We start from the raw sequence: 606 nt of genomic DNA, 5'->3' as shown, positions 1-606 counted from the left end.
ACGCCGTAGAGCCCATGCTCGCCGCCGGCGCCCAACGCTGGCTGGCCGAAATCGCAGCAGGCCCCCACCGCCTCCCCACCCCCGCCGAATTCGAAGCAGCCGCCGTCCGCTCCCTAACCCTTGGCGACAACCCTGAAGACCTCGAAATTACCCGGGGCCTGCTTCGCGCTATGGAGAACGACCCGGCGCTGCGCGCTATTTGGCATCGAATAAATCTGGAAGCAGAGCGCGATCTCTACCGGATCCTATTGAAATTGGCGGGTGCTCACGAGGAGCCATTTCAAGTACGCGTCACTGCTGCCGCAACTGCCGGGGCGATCCGGATTGCGCTGGAGTTGTGGGCCTCGGAAGATGGGCCGGTCGATGGGCCGGGCTCGCCGGCCGACCTTGTGGTTCGCTGTCTGCGTCGACTGAACTCGACTGCGAATCGCTCGACTGTCCAGTCTTAGCACGGCCCGGTTCTTGGGCTTGCGGTCTTGTCTGGCCGCGACTTCACCTAGTGTCATGAATCGTAAGTTCGTTGGCGGTGAAGGGTATAGGGTGGCCGCGTGCCGCCGAAGGTCGAGCCTTTGAAGCTGTCGGATACCGAACGTCAGGTGCTGGTGG

General features: G+C 63.0%; 1 pseudogene. It reads left to right on the top strand.

What is annotated here, in order from left to right:
* Positions 1-449, top strand: a pseudogene (locus ACAM49_RS40350) (TetR family transcriptional regulator); the annotation flags it as partial.
* Positions 450-606 lie beyond the last annotated feature (157 nt).

The sequence above is a fragment of the Nocardia sp. JMUB6875 genome (assembly GCF_041154655.1).
Lineage (GTDB): Bacteria > Actinomycetota > Actinomycetes > Mycobacteriales > Mycobacteriaceae > Nocardia.
The sequence above is the reverse complement of the archived record's forward strand: the minus strand, read 5'-3'. Positions and strand labels throughout refer to the sequence as shown.